14 protein-coding genes are annotated in these 14,843 nt (G+C 68.3%); 12 read left to right on the top strand and 2 right to left on the bottom strand.

Annotation, left to right across the window (positions count from 1 at the left end; genetic code table 11):
• Nucleotides 1-24: 24 nt before the first annotated feature.
• Together ACT89H_RS08885 and ACT89H_RS08880 are read right to left on the bottom strand one after the other, a co-directional pair.
• Nucleotides 25-555 carry an NUDIX hydrolase gene (locus ACT89H_RS08885; RefSeq protein WP_445108032.1) on the bottom strand — a complete coding sequence of 177 codons (531 nt, stop codon included), beginning with the start codon at nt 553-555 and terminating at the stop codon, nt 25-27.
• A gap of 144 nt (nt 556-699) precedes the next feature.
• Entirely contained in the window at nt 700-1,911 is a 1,212-nt protein-coding gene (locus tag ACT89H_RS08880) for a DUF418 domain-containing protein (protein ID WP_445108031.1), read from the bottom strand.
• A 121-nt stretch (nt 1,912-2,032) separates the two neighbouring features.
• Here ACT89H_RS08880 and dop point away from each other — a divergent pair, with 121 nt between their 5' ends.
• The 12 genes from dop to ACT89H_RS08820 all read left to right on the top strand — a co-directional run bounded on the left by dop (nt 2,033) and on the right by ACT89H_RS08820 (nt 14,776).
• Complete coding sequence (dop, locus tag ACT89H_RS08875; protein WP_445108030.1) at nt 2,033-3,532, top strand: depupylase/deamidase Dop; 1,500 nt, start codon at nt 2,033-2,035, stop codon at nt 3,530-3,532.
• A gap of 264 nt (nt 3,533-3,796) precedes the next feature.
• A complete protein-coding gene (locus tag ACT89H_RS08870; protein WP_014986166.1) occupies nt 3,797-3,991 on the top strand; it encodes a ubiquitin-like protein Pup in 195 nt (64 codons plus the stop codon).
• Nucleotides 3,992-4,056: 65 nt separating this feature from the next.
• Nucleotides 4,057-4,842, top strand: coding sequence for a proteasome subunit beta (gene prcB / locus ACT89H_RS08865; protein ID WP_445108029.1), 786 nt, complete (start codon nt 4,057-4,059; stop codon nt 4,840-4,842).
• Nucleotides 4,843-4,844: 2 nt separating this feature from the next.
• A complete protein-coding gene (gene prcA / locus ACT89H_RS08860) occupies nt 4,845-5,642 on the top strand; it encodes a proteasome subunit alpha (protein WP_445108028.1) in 798 nt (265 codons plus the stop codon).
• A 219-nt stretch (nt 5,643-5,861) separates the two neighbouring features.
• A complete protein-coding gene (gene pafA / locus ACT89H_RS08855) occupies nt 5,862-7,220 on the top strand; it encodes a Pup--protein ligase (RefSeq protein ID WP_174372166.1) in 1,359 nt (452 codons plus the stop codon).
• A 33-nt stretch (nt 7,221-7,253) separates the two neighbouring features.
• On the top strand, nt 7,254-7,550 hold the full coding sequence (locus ACT89H_RS08850) for a thiamine-binding protein (protein WP_445108027.1): 297 nt from the start codon (nt 7,254-7,256) through the stop codon (nt 7,548-7,550).
• A 101-nt stretch (nt 7,551-7,651) separates the two neighbouring features.
• A complete protein-coding gene (locus tag ACT89H_RS08845) occupies nt 7,652-8,647 on the top strand; it encodes a helix-turn-helix transcriptional regulator (protein WP_445108026.1) in 996 nt (331 codons plus the stop codon).
• Nucleotides 8,644-9,621: a helix-turn-helix transcriptional regulator gene (locus tag ACT89H_RS08840; protein WP_445108025.1), complete on the top strand. Its 978-nt coding sequence runs from the start codon at nt 8,644-8,646 to the stop codon at nt 9,619-9,621. Before ACT89H_RS08845 ends, ACT89H_RS08840 begins: the two co-directional genes overlap by 4 nt.
• Nucleotides 9,622-9,643: 22 nt before the next feature.
• Nucleotides 9,644-10,693: a 2-dehydropantoate 2-reductase gene (locus tag ACT89H_RS08835; RefSeq protein WP_445108024.1), complete on the top strand. Its 1,050-nt coding sequence runs from the start codon at nt 9,644-9,646 to the stop codon at nt 10,691-10,693.
• A gap of 64 nt (nt 10,694-10,757) precedes the next feature.
• Nucleotides 10,758-11,018 (top strand): Sec-independent protein translocase subunit TatA, encoded by a 261-nt coding sequence (gene tatA / locus ACT89H_RS08830; protein WP_445108023.1) that lies wholly within the window; start codon nt 10,758-10,760, stop codon nt 11,016-11,018.
• A gap of 98 nt (nt 11,019-11,116) precedes the next feature.
• Entirely contained in the window at nt 11,117-12,070 is a 954-nt protein-coding gene (gene tatC / locus ACT89H_RS08825) for a twin-arginine translocase subunit TatC (RefSeq protein WP_445108022.1), read from the top strand.
• Nucleotides 12,071-12,073: 3 nt separating this feature from the next.
• Nucleotides 12,074-14,776 (top strand): DEAD/DEAH box helicase, encoded by a 2,703-nt coding sequence (locus ACT89H_RS08820; protein WP_445108021.1) that lies wholly within the window; start codon nt 12,074-12,076, stop codon nt 14,774-14,776.
• Nucleotides 14,777-14,843 lie beyond the last annotated feature (67 nt).

The raw sequence follows: 14,843 nt of genomic DNA, 5'->3' as shown, positions 1-14,843 counted from the left end.
ACTGTGCGCGGTCGCACGCCGGGGTCACTCGGGCCGGTGGAGTTCTACCGCCAATGCCACCAGTTCGCTCAGGTGCTCACCATCGGATCCGGCCAGTCGCATCGCTTCGGCTACCGGAAAGGTACGCACCTCGAGGATCTGCTCGGCGTCGTCGGGATTGGTCGGGGCGGAGTCGAGCACCACGTCCGCGGTGCACCACAGCCACGCCTTGTGGGGGTGGGGCTGCCACTCGCGATACGGTGCGGGACCGTTGCTCGTCGCATGGTGCGCACCGAACCATCGGATCGGTCCGACCGGGCGTGCGCCCGCCTCCTCCCGCAGTTCGCGGCGCACGCAGGCGTCGATCGACTCGCCGCGTTCCCTGGTGCCGCCCGGAATCAGCCAGACGTCACGATCGTCGCGGCAGAGCACGATCTCGTCGCCGAGGAAACAGACGACGTGGATATTGGTGACCAGTTCGTCGGACGGGAGCGTGGTGGAGAACCGGACATCCAGGTCGCCCCACGCCCAGTGGGCCGGGGTGTGCAGCAAGGGGTAGCGGTCGGCAAGCGTCACAGGACGACGGTAGCGGCCGCCGCGTGCCGGGGCAGCTTGATCGTCGCGGCATGTGCGGATACGACAGGCCCTGCGTCACAACGAAGTCGGTGGGCATGGGGGTGTCCGTATCCCCGGCGCGGGAATACGGGCGTTCACGGCGTTTCAGCGTCCCCGCGCCGCCGTCCGGTAACTCACGTTCCAGAACCACTCCACCGGCCCGCGCTCGAAGCGTCGTAGCCACAGGTGTGCTCCGCAGGCGATGATCAGCGATACCAGTACGTAGACACCGATGGTGAACGGGACACGGTCATCGGGCGAGATGCGCGCCGCGAGTCCGAAACCCCAGCCGTAGCACAGGATCGATGCCACCAGGTTCTGCAGGATGTAGCAGCTGAGCGCGGTGCGGCCGATCTCGGTGAAACGCCGCCCGGCGAACCCGACGCCAGGACGGCGCAGGTACCACTCGGCGACCGCCGCCAGAATGCCGAGCGCGACGAACGGGGCGCTGCCGTACCGGGTGAACAGGATGAGATCGCCACCGCGCAGAATGCCGACGCCCAGGTCGATCGGCGCGGCGACACCGAAGCCGAGGAACATCAGCCGCTTGCGCAGTCGCGCGCCTTCCGGGCCGAACACCCCCGCCCGGAACAGCCGGGCGCCGGTCAGGAACAGCGCGACCGACATCGCGAAGACGAAAATCGCCTCCACCCGGAACAGGCCGGCGTTGCCGAGCCGGAACAGCGCGAGTTGCCAGAACGAGCCGTCCGCATACGGATTCGGGTCCAACGCACGAGGCGCGGTCGCGTCCTGGTGCGGCGCGAACGCCAGGGCGAGCGCGATGAGCGTCAACAGCGACACGTGCACGGCCGCCGCGCCCACCAGCCAGCGTCGCTGCGTTCGCTCGCCGGTGGCGAGCACGAACGCGACCACGAGCCCGGTCACCGCGTACCCCATGAGGACGTCGAACTCGGCGACGAAGACGAAATTGACCAGACCGTCCAGCAACAGCAGTCCCGCGCGCCAGGGATACTTGCCCGGCCAGCGGCGCGCGGCCTCGGTCGCGGAGCGTTGCTGGATGGCCAGGCCGATGCCGAACATGATGGTGAGCAGCCCGAGGAACTTGCCCTGCGCCAGCTGCTGGAGGACGCGCTCGGTCCACGTCCATCCGCCGGCTTCCCCACCCACGTCGCGCAGATACCCGACCAGACCCTCCGGGTCGGTGATGATCCAGATGTTGGTGGCGAGGGTGCCGAGAATCGCGATCCCGCGCAGCACGTCCAACGCGACGAGCCGGGCGGGCGCGGGTGGCGGCGCAGGCGCCGCGGGGTTCTGTTCGGTGGTCTGCGCGCGGCGGGCCGCGATCGGTTCGGACATGTCCCGACTATCGCGCCGACCTGCGCCGCGGCGGGTCCTCCGGAAGTACCATCCGCGGTATGACATCGGAGTCCGCCGGTCGCGGCGGATCCGGCCGGGTGTGTGACCTAGGCTCGATGCCATGCAGCGCATCATCGGAATAGAGGTCGAATACGGCATCTCGACCCCGACCGAGCCGTCGGCCAACCCGATCCTCACCTCGACCCAGGCGGTCCTGGCCTACGCCGCGGCCGAGGGCGTGCCGCGCGCCAAGCGCACCCGCTGGGACTACGAGGTGGAGTCGCCGCTGCGCGACGCACGCGGATTCGACCTGAGCCGGATGAACGGGCCCGCGCCGGTGATCGACGCCGACGAGGTGGGCGCGGCCAACATGATCCTCACCAACGGCGCCCGGCTCTACGTCGACCACGCCCACCCGGAATACTCCGCGCCCGAGGTCACCGACCCGCTGGACGCGGTGATCTGGGACAAGGCGGGCGAGCGGGTGATGGAGGCCGCCGCGCGGCACGCCTCGAGCGTGCCGGGGGCCCCGCGGCTGCAGCTGTACAAGAACAACGTCGACGGCAAGGGCGCTTCGTACGGCACCCACGAGAACTATCTGATGAGCCGGGATACCCCGTTCAACCAGATCATCGTCGGGCTCACGCCGTTCTTCGTGTCCCGCCAGGTGGTGTGCGGTTCCGGCCGGGTCGGCATCGGCCAGTCCGGCGATCACGCGGGCTTCCAGCTGTCTCAGCGCTCGGACTACATCGAGGTCGAGGTCGGCCTGGAGACCACGCTCAAGCGGGGCATCATCAACACCCGCGACGAACCGCACGCCGATGCCGACAAGTACCGCAGGCTGCACGTCATCATCGGTGACGCCAACCTGGCCGAGATGTCGACCTACCTGAAGGTCGGCACCACCGCCCTGGTCCTCGACCTGATCGAAGCGGGGGAGGACCTGTCCGACCTGCAGCTGGCCCGCCCGGTCACCGCGGTGCACACGATCAGCCACGACCCCACGCTGCGGGCGACCGTCGCGCTCGCCGACGGCCGCGAGCTCACCGGCCTCGCGCTGCAGCGCGTCTATCTGGACCGCGTGATCAAGTTCGTCGACCGCGCCGGCAACGACGACAAGCGCGTCCAGGACATCATCGAGAACTGGGCCATGGTGCTCGACCTGCTCGAACGCGATCCGATGGAGTGTGCGAACCTGCTCGACTGGCCCGCCAAGCTGCGGCTGCTCGAGGGCATGCGCAGCCGAGAGGGGCTGGGCTGGGCGGCCCCCAAGCTGCACCTGATGGACCTGCAGTACTCCGACGTGCGCCTGGACAAGGGTCTCTACAACCGCCTGGTCGCCCGCGGCTCGATGAAGCGGCTGGTCACCGAGCAGCAGGTCCTCGACGCCATGACCAACCCGCCCACCGACACCCGCGCCTACTTCCGCGGCGAATGCCTGCGCCGCTTCGGCGCCGACATCGCGGCGGCCAGCTGGGACTCGGTGATCTTCGATCTCGGCGGTGACTCCCTGGTGCGCATCCCCACCCTGGAACCCCGCCGTGGCACGAAGGCCCACGTCGGCAAACTCCTCGACGGCGTGACCACCGCCGCCGACCTCGTGGAGCAGCTGACGGCGTAGTCCTTCGAGCGAGCCGCCAGGGCAGTGCCGTCCGTCGCCTACCCACCCACACCGGCCCGACCACGGGTTTTCGAGCGAAAGCGAGACCGGCATCGTCCGAACACGTCGCGACGAAGTCGCGGCCGAACCAACACCGCCACACAAAATAGGCACACTGTCGGTGCTGGTAGGTAGTGTTGAGGGACGAGCACGGACAATGCTCATGATCGGGGCCGTGCTCACCATGGGTCCCGATCATGGTGAGGACAGAGGAGGTCGGCTGCCATGGCACAAGAGCAGACCAAACGCGCCGGGGGTGGCGACGAGGACGAGGGCCCCGACGGTGTAGACGCCGCGGGTCAGGAGCGCCGCGAGAAGCTGGCGGAGGAAACCGACGACCTGCTCGACGAGATCGATGACGTGCTCGAGGAGAACGCCGAGGACTTCGTCCGCGCGTACGTGCAGAAAGGTGGCCAGTGACAGTCGGTGACCCCTCGCGTCTCCACCTGGGGTACGCCCTTTCTTCCTTCTCCGACCATCTCCGCATGCATGCTCCGGATTTGTTGCCCGGCAACAGGTTCGGACAGAGTGCCGCCGGAATTCCCGGCGGCACTTCCGCGAAGGAGATCGCTCCGCACGGCACCACCATCGTTGCGGTGAGCTATCGCGGCGGTGTGCTGATCGCCGGTGACCGGCGTGCCACGCAGGGAAACCTGCTGGCCAGCCGGGATATCGAGAAGGTCTACATCACCGACAGCTATTCCGCGGCGGGCATCGCAGGCACCGCGGGAATGGCGGTGGAGATGGTGCGGATCTTCGCGGTGGAGCTGGAGCACTACGAGAAACTCGAGGGCGTGCCGCTGACCTTCGACGGCAAGGCCAACAAGCTGTCGAAGATGGTGCGCGAGAATCTGCCCGCGGCCCTGCAGGGTCTCGCGGTGGTGCCGATGTTGGTCGGCTACGACCTCGACGCCACCGATGCGGACAAGGCGGGCCGCATTGTTTCGTTCGATGTGGTGGGTGGACGCAGCGAGGAGCGTTTCGGGTACGCCGCAGTCGGTTCCGGATCGATGTTCGCCAAGTCTTCGCTGAAGAAGTTGTACGCCAAGGGAATCGATCAGGATCGCGCGTTGCGCATCGCCATCGAGTCGCTGTTCGACGCGGCCGACGACGACACCGCGACGGGTGGCCCGGATCTGGTGCGCGGCATCTTCCCGACGGCGATCGTGATCGATGAGGAGGGTGCGGTCGAGGTGGCCGAGTCGCGGCTGGCGGAGATCACCCGCGGTATCGTCGCCGACCGCGAGGCCGCCGAAGAAGGGAGCGCCTGATCATGACGTTGCCGTACTACGCGTCGGCCGAGCAGATCATGCGCGACAAGACCGAGCTCGCGCGCAAGGGCATCGCTCGGGGGCGCAGTGTCGTGGTCTTGACGTATGACAAGGGTGTGCTTTTCGTCGCGGAGAATCCGTCCGCGACGCTGCACAAGGTGAGTGAGCTCTACGACCGCATCGGCTTCGCCGCGGTGGGCAAGTACAACGAGTTCGAGAATCTGCGCAGGGGCGGCATCCTGCAGGCCGACCTTCGCGGGTATCAGTACGACCGCCGCGACGTCACCGGCCGGGCGCTGGCCAATGCCTACGCGCAGACCCTCGGCACGATCTTCACCGATCAGCTCAAGCCGTACGAGGTGGAGATCTGTGTGGCGGAGGTGGGTTATCCGGAGCAGGCCGCGCAGTCGGTGCTGTACCGGATCACCTTCGACGGGTCGATCGTGGACGAGCGAGAGTTCGTGGTGATGGGCGGCACGACGGAGCCGATCGTGACCGCGCTGAAGTCGTCCTACCGGCCGGGGCTGGATCTGGCCGCCGCGGTGGGCGTCGCGGTGCGCGCGCTGCAAGCGGGCGTGCCGGAAGGCGCGGAGAAGGAGAAGCGAGTGCTGGGCGTGAGCTCGCTCGAGGTCGCGACCTTGGAGCAGGCGCGTCCGCGCCGGGCGTTCCGGCGGGTGCCCAATGCCGTGCTGGAGCGACTGCTGAGCCCGGCGGAGGCGGCCAAGCCCGGGGCGGAGGAGACCGGCGCCGAGTCGAAGGACGAGAAACCATCGGCGAAGGAGACTCCGCCGGCGGAGTGATCCGGCGGGAGTGCTCCGGGGGCCGACGAGCTCGACGGCCCGCGAACGACGGAGGTTCGCGGGCCGTAGCGGCATGTCCGGTGCCGTGCCTGCTCCGGTGAAACCGGTGTCTCATCCGGGCAAATTCCGACAAAGCGGGCCAAATCGTTGTGAAGACGTATGCATACGGGTTGTTCGGTGCCCCACGCAACACCTCGTCTTGGCTGTAATGTCGATGGTGTGCAGCGACGAATTATGGGGATCGAGACCGAGTTCGGTGTGACATGCACCTTCCACGGTCACCGTCGACTGTCCCCCGACGAGGTGGCCCGGTATCTGTTCCGCCGGGTGGTGTCCTGGGGCCGTAGCTCGAACGTGTTCCTCCGCAACGGTGCTCGGCTCTACCTCGATGTCGGGTCCCATCCGGAGTACGCGACCGCGGAGTGCGACAACCTGGCGCAATTGGTGACCCACGACCGTGCGGGCGAGCGGGTCCTCGAAGAGTTGCTGGTCGATGCCGAGCAGCGGCTGGCCGAAGAAGGCATCGGCGGCGACATCTACTTGTTCAAGAACAACACCGACTCCGCGGGCAACTCCTACGGTTGCCACGAGAATTTCCTGGTGGTGCGCGCGGGCGAGTTCTCCCGGATCTCCGACGTGCTGCTGCCGTTCCTGGTCACCCGCCAGCTGATCTGCGGCGCGGGCAAGGTGCTGCAGACGCCGAAGGCCGCCACCTTCTGCCTGTCGCAGCGTGCCGAGCACATCTGGGAGGGTGTCTCCTCGGCGACCACCCGTTCGCGGCCGATCATCAACACCCGCGACGAGCCGCACGCCGACGCGGAGAAGTACCGCCGCCTGCACGTGATCGTCGGCGACTCGAACATGTCCGAGACCACCACCATGCTCAAGGTCGGCACGGCCGCCCTGGTGCTGGAGATGATCGAGGCGGGCGTCTCGTTCCGCGATTTCGCGCTGGACAATCCGATCCGCGCGATCCGCGAGGTGAGCCACGACCTCACCGGTCGTCGTCCGGTGCGCCTGGCAGGGGGCAGGCAGGCCAGTGCCCTGGACATTCAGCGCGAGTACTACGCCCGCGCCGTGGAGCACCTGCGCAATCGGGACCGCGATCCCCAGATCGACCAGGTGGTCGACCTGTGGGGCCGCACCCTGGACGCGGTCGAGGCACAGGACTTCGCGAAGGTCGACACCGAGATCGACTGGGTGATCAAGCGCAAGCTGTTCCAGCGCTACCAGGACCGGTACGGCATGGAGTTGTCCGATCCCAAGATCGCCCAGCTGGATCTGGCCTACCACGACATCAAGCGCGGACGCGGCGTCTTCGACCTGTTGCAGCGCAAGGGTCTGGCCAAGCGCGTCACCGAGGACGAGGCCGTGGACGCCGCGGTCGACACCCCGCCGCAGACGACCAGGGCCAAGCTGCGCGGTGACTTCATCACCGCCGCCCAGGAGGCAGGCCGCGACTTCACCGTCGACTGGGTGCACCTGAAGCTGAACGACCAGGCGCAGCGCACCGTGCTGTGCAAGGACCCGTTCCGCTCGGTCGACGAGCGGGTGGATCGCCTCATCGCGTCGATGTGACATAGCTCGACCCGGGACAGGCATGATCGAGACATGATCATTGCCTTCTCCGTCACACCGCTCGGGACCGGCGTCGACGTCGGGAGCGCCGTCGCCGAGGCGGTCCGTGTGGTGCGCGCCAGCGGACTACCCAACCGCACCGACGCCATGTTCACCACCGTCGAGGGGGAGTGGGAGGAGGTGATGGCCGTGGTGAAACAGGCGACCGACGCCATTCTCGCTGTCGCACCGCGTTGCAGCCTGGTGCTGAAGGCCGATATCCGGCCCGGGGTGACGGACGCGATGACCGCCAAGGTGGAAAAGGTCGAGCGCTACCTCTCCGAGGGCTGATGGTCCGCGCGCCGCGGGCGCCGGCGAACCAGCGCGGAACACGCCGCGCGAACGCGCGGCCGAGCCGACACCGCCCAGCCGCGCAGATTACCCTCTATCGGGTGGCGATATCCAAGGTCGAGCGGCTGATGAATCTGGTCATCGCGCTGCTGTCGACCCGGCAGTTCCTCACCGCCGAGCGGATCCGGGAGAGCGTGGCCGGATACGAGGACTCCGCCAGCGACGAGGCGTTCAGCCGGATGTTCGAGCGCGACAAGAACGAACTGCGTGATCTGGGCATTCCGCTGGAAGTCGGCCCGGTGAGCCGGTACTCGACGATGGAGGGCTACCGGATCAACCGCGACGCCTACGAACTACCCGACATCGATCTGACCGATCAGGAAGCCGCCGCCGTCGCGGTGGCCGTGCAGATGTGGGAATCGCCGGAACTGGCCGCCGCCGCGGAGGGCGCGCTGCTCAAACTGCGCGCGGCGGGCATCCACGTGGAAACCGACGCCGCTGTGGCGTCGGTGCCCGCGGTGCCTGCCCGCGCCCGCGGCTCGGAACCCGTGCTCGGCAAACTCCTCGCCGCGATCGACGCGGGCCAGGCGGTGCGGTTCGAGCACCGCGGCGCGATCAACGCCCCGTATCTGATGCGCGACGTCGAACCGTGGGGCGTCGTCACCCGCCACGGCCGCTGGTACCTGGTCGGGCACGACCGGGACCGGGACGCGGTGCGCAGCTTCCGGCTGTCCCGGATCGGCGACGATGTGAGCCCGTACGGCCCGCGCAACGCCGTCCGTAAGCCGGAGGGTGTCGACCTGCGCGCGATCGTCGACCAGGTCACCAGCACCGCGCCGGTCAGTGGCGCGGCGACGGTGTGGGTGGCCGAGGGGCGCGGGCGGGAGATCCGCAGGCTCGGCCAGGTCACCGGTGAGCGCGTCGTCGGCGGCCGTGCGGGCGCCGTGGTCGAGTTGCCGGTGCGATCCCGCGATTGGCTGGCCCGGCTCATCACCGGCCTGGGCCCCGACGCCGTGGTACTCGCTCCCGAGTCGCTGCGTGCCGATGTCATCGGGCGGCTGCGTTCGGTGTTCGACCGCACGGAGGTGCGGGCATGAGCTCGCGGCTTTCGGTCCGGTTGTCCCGGCTGCTCAACATGATCCCGTACTTCATCGCCCACCCCGGCATCAGCGCCGCCGAGGCCGCCGCCGATCTCGGCGTGACCACCAAACAATTGATGAGCGATCTCAATCAGCTGTGGATGTGCGGGCTTCCCGGGTACGGCCCGGGCGATCTGATCGACTTGTCGTTCTCCGAGGAGAGCATCGAGGTCACCTTCTCGGCGGGCATCGACCGTCCGTTGCGGTTGACCTCCACCGAGGCGACCGCGCTGCTGGTCGCCCTGCGCTCGATCGTCGACATGCCGGGCATGGTGGATCCGACCGCGGCGCACGCGGCCATCGCGAAGATCGAAGCGGCGATCGCGGGCGGCGCGGAACTCGCGGAGAACGGGCGGTCCCGAACCCCGCCGCAGGAGGCGCCGGCGGTGGCCGCCGTGCGGTCGGCGCTCGCGCTCGGCCGGGCGCTGCGGCTGGTGTACTACTCCGCCAGTCGTGACGTGGTGTCCGAACGCATCGTCGACCCGATCCGCACCGTTCTCGTGGACGACAACAGCTACCTGCAAGCGTGGTGCAGACAGGCCGAGGGTGTGCGGCTGTTCCGCTTCGACCGGATCGAGGCCGCGACCGAGCTGGACGAGCCCGCCCGCCCGCCGGTGCATGCCACCGACGCGACGGCGGGCCTGGACCTTTTCCAGGACGATCCGGCGGTTCCCTTGGCGCGTCTGCGGATTCATGCCGATTACGCTTGGGTTCTGGATCAATATCCGATGCATCGGCTGGCGGTGCATCCCGACGGCAGCCTGGAGGCGACCATGCGGTTCGCCACGCTGGACTGGATGGCCCGCCTGCTGCTCGGTTTCGGGGCCGGTGTCACCGTCCTCGGTCCGCCGGAACTGGTGGCGGCGGTGCGTGAGCGGTCGAACGCCGCGCTGGCCGCCTACGAGGAAGCCGGATACCTGGAGGCCAGATGAGGAAGGTAGAGGCCCTCCCGGCATGAACAGTCGTGTGCTGGTGGTGGGCGCGGGCCACATCGGCAACTTCGTCGGCGGCAAGCTCGGCGTGGCGGGCGCCGAGGTCACCCTGGTCGGCCGTAAGCGCGTACTCGACGAGCTCGGCGCGTCCGGGCTTCGACTCACCGACCTCGACGGCGGCGACGACGCGCTACCGCCGGAGCGGTTCCACCGCGCCACCGAACCGGATGACGTCGGCTCGTCGGATCTGGTGCTGGTCACGGTGAAATCGGCGGCGACGGCGGAGGCGGTGCGCGACCTCGCGGGCAAGATCCGGCCCGGCACTGTCGTGCTCAGCCTGCAGAACGGCGTCGGCAACGACTCGGTGATCCGGGAGATACTGCCGCACTGCGTGGTCCTGGCCGGAATGGTGATGTTCAATGTCGTGCACCACCCCGGCGGGCGATTCCATCGCGGCACCGAGGGCGGTCTCGCGGTGCAGGACGATCCGGCCCTGGCGCCGTTCGTGGGCATGTTCGAGCGGGCGGGCCTCGGCTTGCGCCGGTATCCCGACCTGCGCCCGGTGCAGTGGGCGAAGCTATTGCTCAACCTGAACAATCCGATCAACGCTTTGTCGGGGCGTCCGCTGCGCGAGGAACTCGCCGATCGGGACTTCCGCCGCTGTCTCGCGCTCACCCAGCGCGAAGCGCTCGCGGTGATGAACAAGGCGCGAATTCGACCGGCTCGTTTGACCCCGCTGCCGCCCCGGGTGATGGCCGCGCTGCTCACTGTTCCCGACGGTCTGTTCCGGCGGGTCGCGGGGCGGGTGCTGGCCATCGATCCGATGGCGCGTTCCTCCATGGCGGACGACCTGGAGCTGGGCCGCCCGACCGAAATCTCCTGGTTGTGCGGGGAAATTGTCGATCTGGGCGCGCTGGTCGGGATGCCGACGCCGGTGAATCAGCGGCTGATCGAATTGATCGTCGCGGCCGGGCGGGGTGACCGCCGCGCGTGGACCGGCCGGGAGTTGCTCGGCCAGTTACGGGCCGCCGCGGCGGGCGCTGTGCCCGAACGCCGGGCAAACGAGCAGTAACGGCGGCGTTCGCGCACGTCACCCTCCGGTAGCATCGAAACATCACAGTCTTGGGAGGTAGATCATGGGCAGTCTGAGCATCTGGCACTGGCTGATCATTGCGGTGGTCTTCGTGATGTTCTTCGGTGCGAAGCGGATGCCCGATGCGGCCCGCAGCCTGGGCCGATCGTTGCGCATCTTCAAGAGCGAGGTCAGCCAGATGCAGAACGAGAGCAACGCGCCCAGCAGCGGCGCGCCTGCTCAGCAGCCCGCACCGCAGTTGCCCGCCGCTCAGCAGCAGGCGCCGCAGGTCACCGAGCCCCGCACCGAGCAGAAATCGGTCTGAGCGGATGCGCTCGCGCCGGAGTGAGGAGGAACTCACTCCGGACTCAGTGCTGTTGCCGAGCCGTGCGAGGCACGTGAACCCAGGGGCGATCACCAACCATGCGAATCCCGTTCGATCCGCGGCGCAGTAAGCGCAGGACCAATCCCGACGGCACCATGTCGTTGGTCGAGCATCTGCAGGAGTTGCGGTACCGGTTGCTGGTGTCGATCGCGGCGGTGATCGCGACGACGGTACTGGGGTTCCTGTGGTACGCGCACGGGTTCCTGGGGATCGAGAGCCTCGGTGAAATCCTGCGCGGTCCGTATTGCTCACTGCCCGCGTCGGCCCGTGCATCGTTGACGCCGGACGGCGAATGCCGTCTGCTCGCGACCGCGCCGTTCGAGCAGTTCACGCTGCGGTTGAAGGTCGGCCTGACCGCGGGCGTGGTGCTGGCCGCGCCGGTCTGGCTGTATCAGTTGTGGGCGTTCATCACCCCGGGGCTGTATGCCAAGGAACGCAAGTACGCGGTCGGGTTCGTGTCCTCGGGCACGGTGTTGTTCGCCGCGGGAGCGGTGCTGGCGTATGTGGTGATCGCGCACGCGTTGAGCTTCTTGCTCACCATCGGCGACAACGTGCAGATCACGGCCTTGAGCGGGACGCAATATTTCTCGTTCATCATCCAGTTGCTGATCATCTTCGGGGTCAGTTTCGAGACGCCGTTGCTGATCGTCGGATTGAACCTGGTGGGCGTGCTCACCTACGAGCGCCTGAAGGCGTGGCGGCGGGGGATCACGTTCGGTTTGTTCGTCTTCGCGGCCGTCGTGACGCCGCAAGATCCCTTCTCGATGTTGGCCCTGGCACTGGCGTTGACGGTGTTGTTCGAGGTGGCGATCCAGTTCTCCCGGATCAACGACCTGCGCCGGGCGCGCAAGGAGAGCGAGGGGTGGGGTGCGCTGGCGGACGAGGAGGCTTCCGAACTCGGCGGTCCGCAGCCGATCGATCCGGCCGGGTCGATCGGTACGCCCGCGGAGAAATCCGCACGACCGGTGTCGGACTACTCCGATACGCTCTGACGAGTGACAGTTGACCGGTCGCAGACGGGCGAGTTGACCGTATTTTCCACCGAGTTGAAGTTCAAGCTCGATCCGTTTCAACGCGAAGCCTGTGCGGCGCTCGAAGAAGGCCACAGCGTTCTGGTCTGCGCCCCGACCGGCGCGGGTAAGACGGTTGTCGGCGAGTTCGCCGTTCACCTCGCGCTGGCGGCGGGCGGGAAGTGCTTCTACACCACGCCCATCAAGGCGCTGTCGAACCAGAAGTTCGCCGACCTCACCGAGCGCCACGGCCGCGACCGGGTCGGACTACTGACCGGCGACCAATCGATCAATCCCGACGCGCCGGTGGTCGTGATGACCACCGAGGTGCTGCGCAACATGCTCTATGCCTCCTCGGACGCGTTGCGCGGGCTGTCCTACGTCGTGATGGACGAGGTGCACTACCTTGCCGACCGGTTCCGCGGCGCCGTGTGGGAGGAGGTCATCCTGCACCTTCCCGCGGACGTGCGGCTGGTGAGTCTTTCGGCCACGGTGAGCAACGCCGAGGAGTTCGGCGCCTGGATGGAGACCGTGCGCGGCGACACCGCGGTGGTGGTCGATGAGACCAGGCCCGTTCCGCTGTGGCAGCACGTCATGGTCGGGCGGCGGATGTTCGACTTGTTCGACACCAAATCCACCGAACAGAAAGTACTCGTCGACGAAGATCTGGTGCGGTTCATCCGCCACCGCGAGGCCGCCGACCGGATGAACAGCTGGGGCGGCCCGCGCAACGGCCGCGGCGGCCCGCGCCGGGATTTCCGCCCGCTGCCGCGGCCGGAGGTGCTCGCCAAGCTCGACGAAGAAGGCTTGCTGCCCGCGATCACCTTCATCTTCAGCCGGGCGGGATGCGATGGCGCGCTCGCCCAGTGCCTGCGGTCGCGGCTGGACCTGAGCCGTCCGGAGGAGCGCGACGAGGTCGACGCGATCATCGAGAAGCACACCGGCGATCTGCCGAAGTCCGATCTGGAGGTGCTCGGCTACTGGGAGTGGCGCGAGGCGCTGCACCGCGGTCTCGCCGCGCATCACGCCGGGATGCTGCCCGCGTTCCGGCACACCGTCGAGGAGTTGTTCGTCAACGGACTGGTGCGTGCCGTCTTCGCGACCGAGACGCTGGCCCTCGGCATCAACATGCCCGCCCGCACCGTCGTGCTGGAACGGCTGGTCAAGTTCAACGGCGAGTCGCACGCCGAGCTGACGCCCGGAGAATACACCCAGCTGACCGGGCGGGCGGGGCGGCGCGGCATCGACGTCGAAGGTCACGCGGTGGTCCTGTGGCAGCCCGAGGTGGACACCAGCGCGGTCGCCGGCCTGGCCTCGACGCGCACCTATCCGCTGCGCAGCTCGTTCCGGCCGGGCTACAACATGTCGATCAATCTCATCGATCGGATGGGCGCCGGCGAGTCGCGCGCCCTCCTGGAGCGATCGTTCGCCCAGTTCCAGGCGGACCGCTCGGTGGTCGGGCTGGTGCGCGGCATCGAGCGCAACGAGGGGGCGTTGCGCAAGCTGCGCGACCAGCTCGGCGGCACCGAAGGCGGATTCCTCGAGTACCTGTCGCTGCGCGAGCGGATCAAGCAGCGGGAGCGGCAGCTTGCCCAGCAGAGCCGTGCGGACCGGCGGGGCGCAGCGGTGGACGCGCTCGGCGCACTGCGGCGCGGTGACGTGGTGGCTATCCCGTCCGGCCGCCGCGCCGGGCTCGCGGTGATCCTGGAGCCGGACGCGACGCCGGGCGATCCGCGTCCGCTGGTGCTCACCGAGGACAAGTGGGCCGGACGGGTGTCGGTCGCCGATTTTCCGGTGCCCGCCGAGGCGCTCGGGCACATGCGGCTGCCGCGCCGGGTGGATCATCGCACCGCGCGCACCCGCCGCGATCTTGCCTCCGCGCTGCGCAGCACCGGAATCTCGGTGCCGGGCAGGCCACGTCGCGGCAGGCAATCCGCCACGGCCGACGACCGGGAACTGGCCACCTTGCGCCGCAGCCTGCGCGCGCATCCGGCACACGCCCGGCCGGAGCGTGAGCAACTGGCCCGGGTCGGCGAGCGCTACAACCGACTGCTGCGCGAAACGGAGGCGATGCGCCAGAAGGTTGCCACTACCACCAATTCGCTGGCGCGCACGTTCGATCGGATCCTCGGCCTGCTGGAGGAACGCGGATTCGTGCACGAGAGCGAGGTGACCGCCGACGGCCGCCGGTTGGCGCGCATCTACGCCGAAAGCGATCTGCTGGTCGCCGAATGCCTCCGGAAGGGGTTGTGGCGTGGCCTCGGCCCGGCCGAACTGGCCGGTGTGGTGTCGATTCTGGTGTACGAATCCCGTCAGGAAGGTGGATATCTCGGTGCGACCGGACCGACGGCCCCGATCCGGCGCGCGGTCGGTGCGACCATCGGCGTCTGGTCCGAGCTGCGCTCCGACGAAGCGCGGCACAAACTGCCGCCGACCAGGGAACCCGATCTCGGTTTCGTCGACGGCGTCTACAAATGGGCGCGCGGCGACGGGTTGGCCGAGTCGTTGCTCGCCAGCGGTGACCAGGGCGCGCCGCTGTCGGCCGGTGACTTCGTGCGCTGGTGCAGACAGGTGATCGATCTGCTCGATCAAATCCACGGCACGGCCGACGATCCCGAGGTCGCCGCTACCGCGGCCAAGGCGGTGCGAGCGATCCGGCGGGGTGTCGTGGCGGTGGACGCCGCCTGAGCGGTGTGAGCTCCGGGCGTGCGGCCGGCGGCAATATCAACGCGGCGGATTCGATTGTGATTTGATT

This window comes from Nocardia aegles (assembly GCF_052545135.1).
The sequence above is the reverse complement of the archived record's forward strand: the minus strand, read 5'-3'. Positions and strand labels throughout refer to the sequence as shown.

Coding starts and splice junctions, on each gene's coding strand:
- dop (WP_445108030.1), top strand. CDS start 2,033: ATGCAGCGCATCATCGGAATAGAGGTCGAATACGGCATCTCGACCCCG.
- ACT89H_RS08835 (WP_445108024.1), top strand. CDS start 9,644: ATGAACAGTCGTGTGCTGGTGGTGGGCGCGGGCCACATCGGCAACTTC.
- tatC (WP_445108022.1), top strand. CDS start 11,117: ATGCGAATCCCGTTCGATCCGCGGCGCAGTAAGCGCAGGACCAATCCC.
- ACT89H_RS08850 (WP_445108027.1), top strand. CDS start 7,254: ATGATCATTGCCTTCTCCGTCACACCGCTCGGGACCGGCGTCGACGTC.
- ACT89H_RS08840 (WP_445108025.1), top strand. CDS start 8,644: ATGAGCTCGCGGCTTTCGGTCCGGTTGTCCCGGCTGCTCAACATGATC.
- ACT89H_RS08870 (WP_014986166.1), top strand. CDS start 3,797: ATGGCACAAGAGCAGACCAAACGCGCCGGGGGTGGCGACGAGGACGAG.
- prcA (WP_445108028.1), top strand. CDS start 4,845: ATGACGTTGCCGTACTACGCGTCGGCCGAGCAGATCATGCGCGACAAG.
- ACT89H_RS08880 (WP_445108031.1), bottom strand. CDS start 1,911: ATGTCCGAACCGATCGCGGCCCGCCGCGCGCAGACCACCGAACAGAAC.
- tatA (WP_445108023.1), top strand. CDS start 10,758: ATGGGCAGTCTGAGCATCTGGCACTGGCTGATCATTGCGGTGGTCTTC.
- prcB (WP_445108029.1), top strand. CDS start 4,057: ATGCATGCTCCGGATTTGTTGCCCGGCAACAGGTTCGGACAGAGTGCC.